Here is a 5,036-nt window from a genome sequence, read left to right as displayed (position 1 = left end):
CGCTACCCAGTCCGACGCACACAGTGCCGATACCGACAGTCAAGACCAACTTAAAGCCAACTTAAGCGAGCTAACCCAAAGTGGCCTACTGGCCTATGCGCAAGAAGGCATTGCCTTAACCAGCCCAGAAAACATCCAACTGACAACAGGTAATAGCTTAACCCTAACCAGTGAAAACCAAACCGATATCAACGCATTAAAAAACATCACCGTATCATCTGGCGACGCAATAGGGTTATTTGCCCATAAATCAGGCATGAAGCTATTTGCTAACCAAGGCGATATTGCAGTGCAAGCCCAAAATGCCAACCTCAATATGGCGGCTAAGCAAGATATAAAAATAGACAGTGTTGATGGTGAAACACAGATAACAGCTACTAAAGCGCTGACCCTAATCTGTGGTGGCTCTTATATCAAAATCAGCAGTGCAGGCATTGAACTAGGCACGCAGAATAATGTTTATCTTAAATGTAATGTGATGCAGAAGATGGGAACAGCACACATGAACATTAAAACAAAATTACCGCCAATTTGCACAGGTGTTCAGGAGAACTCAGCAAATGAACATGCTATTTTTGTGGAAAGATAATAATGAAAAATTCAATACCTGATAACGAAATTAGCCAAACAATTACTCAGCATCTAATGCAGTTTGGTAAATTACATTTACTTGTTGATCCTAAAATCAATGATGTATTCTTTTTAAAAAATAATTTTGATTTTGAGTCAATTGTCCCAGTTCGTGATAGGCAAGATACCGTATCGACAGATTATGAATGCTTACAGCTTTGTACAATATCCAAACAATCAATAGCCGAAAATACGCAATCGAAGCCAACATCGATTTTAGAGAATATTATTCAAAACTTAAATGACAAAAAATCTGCAGCGATTGCGATCTTATTTTCACTATATCCAATTGATTATATTCAAAAACAAATTAGTAATGCCATGTTTATGCGGTATGATGGAAGCTATTATCTTTTCCGTTTTTATGATCCCAAAGTATTAAATCATTTAGTTAGAATTTTTAATCAACAACAATTAGATAACTTATTCGGTGTAATTGAGTATTGGTATTATTGGCATGATAACTATATCGAACTACATCATAAACCAGAAATAATATTATCTGATATTGATTACCAAATAGATTATCGTCAATGGCAACAACTTAATATTGCACAATCATATAATTATTATGAGCATATCACGATAAAACAACAAAATAACGAATTAACTGTAGAGCAAAAAGATATATTAAATAGGTTGTTAGATTGGATATATATAGCAAGTTACACGCAACCTGATAAACAAATTCTCAATTATATGGTTAGCTATATCATGGCTCAACCACCGATCTTTTTTCAATCAATAGATAAAGATTTATGTGCTAACCTTATTAATAATAAAGATATTAATAAAATTAAAAAATATTTTAATGAATGGCAAGAAGGAATAAAACATGGGATCGCTTGATAATTTGCTAGGACTATTGAAGAAAAATGAACAAAATCCAGGTAAACGTTGCCCTAGTTGTCAAGACAAAGAAGGTAATTTATTTGTGCTACCAACTCGTTTGTCTATAACGGGTTATTTATCGCGCAACGATATACCACCATTACCAGATTTTGTGCAAAAAAAAGTTATAGATATGCCATTAGCACATTCTAAATATTGTTTACAAACACTTAGACAAGGTTATTTATACGTTTTAGAACATCGTAACACGGGCAAAATATGGCGGGTATTTACCTCTAGCCCTGAAGGGTGTTTGATTGAACATAAAGATATTGAAAATGTAAGTAATATCCCGCCTACCTATACCTGCAATATTGCATTGGATGGAGCAGATGCATCATATATTAGTTTTAAAGAAAGTGAAAATATCATTAAGATCTATTTTATATTTGCACCTAATAAAATCAGTGCAAAGATATTAGCGCAATGTGAAGATCAGGATCTCTATTTATTTGACGGCATAACACCCGACGAAATTCGCAATGGCGTTAAATCAATATTGCCAGATGAATTTTCACCCAATATTTTAGAATTTTCGACAACAGAAAAGCTAGCAACTCAAGAGAAATTTTTAAATAACACATCTTGTTGGGGTAATCAAATAGGTGAGCGATATCAAGCATACCAAGAAAAACAGAGCGTAGAATTTGTCTACTACAATCGTACAAATTTTAATGATGAATCCATAGGTAAGAATTTTTATCGTTATTTATCGATATACAAAAAGCTGAAAAAACGTCAAGGTGCAGCTATTGTTGTCAACGATGCTATCGGCATCACTCAAAGCTTAAATAATCGCCGCAATCAAGCATTACAACAAAATATGAAACCATGGATGGAATCTATAGATGAAGAAGGTATTTCTAACGAACATCGCTTACTAATTTATAGACAGCTCTATGGGCTTAGAGAATCATTTCGTCAAATGCGCATTAAACAAATGATAGACAAGCAAAATGAACATTATAACTACTTAAGAATATGCGGATCACATGCCGAGCTATCCGATGAGATGAAAGAAATTTTTAATAGATATATTGATGAAGATCAAGAACGGTATGAGAAAAACATTGATAAGATCTATACCGAAGAAATCTCAGAAGATGAATTTAAAGGAAAATATTGGAATCGATTGTCACAAGAAAAGCTCGATACCTTTAAAAAAAATTTTGATGAAGAAAGTCAATTTGCCGAAAAAAAGGCAGAAAGCCATAGCCAAGATTATATAAAGTGGTTAAAGTCTAAACACTTGCTACTAGCACTGGATCTTTATGACTCTGACAAGAAACTTGATGGCATTCAGTTTACTCTGCAAGTCAGTGCATGTCTCTGTGGGGCAAGCGGCTCACCTTCTGCAAGAAAACAAATTGATAAATGGTGGAGTGCCCCCAGAATTACCCGTGCAAATTTATGTTGGCGTTTATATAGTTTTAATCTCACAAGCATAATCGATACAATTAACGATTATCTGGATCTGCAAGAAAAAATCATCATTACTGATGATCCTATTACAAATACTGATCACCTATCAACGGTTGATACCGCCGTTGATTTACTTAATAAAATCACAGACCATATTAATCAAACGGGTCCCATAATTGATGACTTGGCGGCACGTGGCTTACCTATTGCGTTATTATCAATCTCATTTGCTGATTTAGTACGATATTTTTTAAAGGTAACTTCAACACAGGCTGAACAACGAGTTCTTAACTTTTTTGGTAATATGATTTTGTCTAGAATTAATAAAGAAGCGCGAAAGCTGTATGGTTTACGCATTAATATTTGTGGAAAAAGCTTTACCGCTGACCCAGTAAAAGGCGCTGGACAAATAACCCGTAGAGCAAGCGAGCATTTTCAAAATGCCGATCTGGTTAATACCCGAATTGCAATGATTGTTTTCGGATTTAGCGCCTATGATACAATCCGAAAAATTACACAAGGCAAATGGAAAAATTGGCGAGAGCGCGCTGAACTTCTCGCATCAGGGATGACGACCATCGCTGCAACATTCCAAATAGGAACCAGTGTTGTTGAATGTTGTATCGGTAACAATCCCAAAACAATGACGGCAATTACAACGCGTAATGCCTTTGGTCGGATATTTTTATGGGGTGCGACCTTATCGGCAATGGCGGGGGGAATGTCGGTGTGCTTTGATATTATGGATGGTAATTCCGCTCTAGATAAAAACAATGGCGTGGTTGCTATCGGATATTATGCTAGAGCAATGGCAACCTTTGCGCTCAGTATATCACAATTCCTTGTGGCATTAGGCGCTTTAGTTCCATGGCTAGAAAGAATTGTAAATGAAAGTATTAAGCGAACCTTTTTGGTTAGAGTGGCAGCCGTTGGTCTATTATTAGGGCAAGCAGTAACAATAAAATCGGTCGCTATTATTCTTGCTCGCATTAATTTTTTTATAACTTTTTTTACTGTGGTAGCCACTATCGCAATTATCATCTTTGACGATAATGTGTTGCAAAAATGGTTAGATCGTTGCTGCTTTAGTAAAGATGCCAAGCGTGATCAATTTGATGACTTAACCGAGGAGCTAAGTGAGTTTCATCAAGCAATTCAGGGGACATTTTAATGTATATTGGTGAATATTTATTTTGGTTAAGTAGTGCAATTAAAACCGCAACCCGTAAAAAGTTGAAAATGGGCTATTTTAGCGGTGATATGAATTTAAGCGAAGTCACCAAAGATTATACTAAAGAGCCGGTCAGTAATAATCCACGTCCGATAGGGCCTTATTATGCTTATAACGATCGTTATTTAGAGATACGAGGGGGAATGTTTGAAAATTTTCGGGGGATTATTACTTGGATTAGTTTAGCTATATTTTTTATTTCAGCATCAGGAGGTTATTTCGCACTTAAAGTAGCTTTAAAATTATACAATAATGAATGGGATAATAATAAAATTAGTTCTGGAATATTTGCAATGGTATTTTTTGCAATCATTTTTTTAGTCTCTTCTTACCTATGCATCCGCTACTTCCGTTATATCTGTCGCTTGGAGCTATTTACGCTTCGCCATATTCGGGTGCGATTTAATCGAGTAACACGGCAAGTGTATATACAACGTCCAAAATATTGTGGCGGCACTGCGGTGTTTAAATGGGAACATATTATACCCTCTAATTTTGGCGAGACTGGCTCGGATATGGGTGGTACTAACTTAGTTAATGTGTTCTCCTTTCACCCTTATAAAACCGGCTTTCCCGTTGCACAGTCCGTAGGGGTAGGTAAAAACACTTATAATCCTCAAGATTATAAAGACGAGTGGGAATTTATTCGTCGTTATATGGAAGACGGTCCGCAAAACCTGCCCAAACCACGCTTAAGCACCCATTTACCCATGCCTTTTCACGGTATTGAGGGGCATATTAGCCCGATGATTCATCTGGCAAAAAATAACCCCAGTGTGATCATAATTTTAATGTTAATCCCCGTCTTTTTAATCTTATTACCATTTTATACTATGGGTTACTTTATTTCGGAATGCCTATG

4 protein-coding genes are annotated in these 5,036 nt (G+C 35.9%); all 4 read left to right on the top strand.

From position 1 onward, the window contains the following. Nucleotides 1-589 (top strand): DUF2345 domain-containing protein (locus A9G45_RS06370; protein ID WP_141673629.1); only part of this gene is annotated, 589 nt, incomplete at its 5' end. A 2-nt stretch (nucleotides 590-591) separates the two neighbouring features. After that, nucleotides 592-1,479 carry a DUF4123 domain-containing protein gene (locus A9G45_RS06365; protein WP_065566600.1) on the top strand — a complete coding sequence of 296 codons (888 nt, stop codon included), beginning with the start codon at nucleotides 592-594 and terminating at the stop codon, nucleotides 1,477-1,479. Continuing rightward, nucleotides 1,466-4,114 carry a T6SS effector BTH_I2691 family protein gene (locus A9G45_RS06360; protein ID WP_065566599.1) on the top strand — a complete coding sequence of 883 codons (2,649 nt, stop codon included), beginning with the start codon at nucleotides 1,466-1,468 and terminating at the stop codon, nucleotides 4,112-4,114. Before A9G45_RS06365 ends, A9G45_RS06360 begins: the two co-directional genes overlap by 14 nt. Beyond that, on the top strand, nucleotides 4,114-5,036 hold a 923-nt coding region (locus tag A9G45_RS06355), incomplete at its 3' end, for a DUF6708 domain-containing protein (protein ID WP_065566598.1). The genes A9G45_RS06360 and A9G45_RS06355, both read left to right, overlap by 1 nt.

This window comes from Gilliamella sp. HK2 (assembly GCF_001690265.1).
Lineage (GTDB): Bacteria > Pseudomonadota > Gammaproteobacteria > Enterobacterales > Orbaceae > Gilliamella > Gilliamella apicola_C.
This window is presented reverse-complemented; position numbering and strand designations above follow the sequence as displayed.

Coding starts and splice junctions, on each gene's coding strand:
- A9G45_RS06365 (WP_065566600.1), top strand. CDS start 592: ATGAAAAATTCAATACCTGATAACGAAATTAGCCAAACAATTACTCAG.
- A9G45_RS06360 (WP_065566599.1), top strand. CDS start 1,466: ATGGGATCGCTTGATAATTTGCTAGGACTATTGAAGAAAAATGAACAA.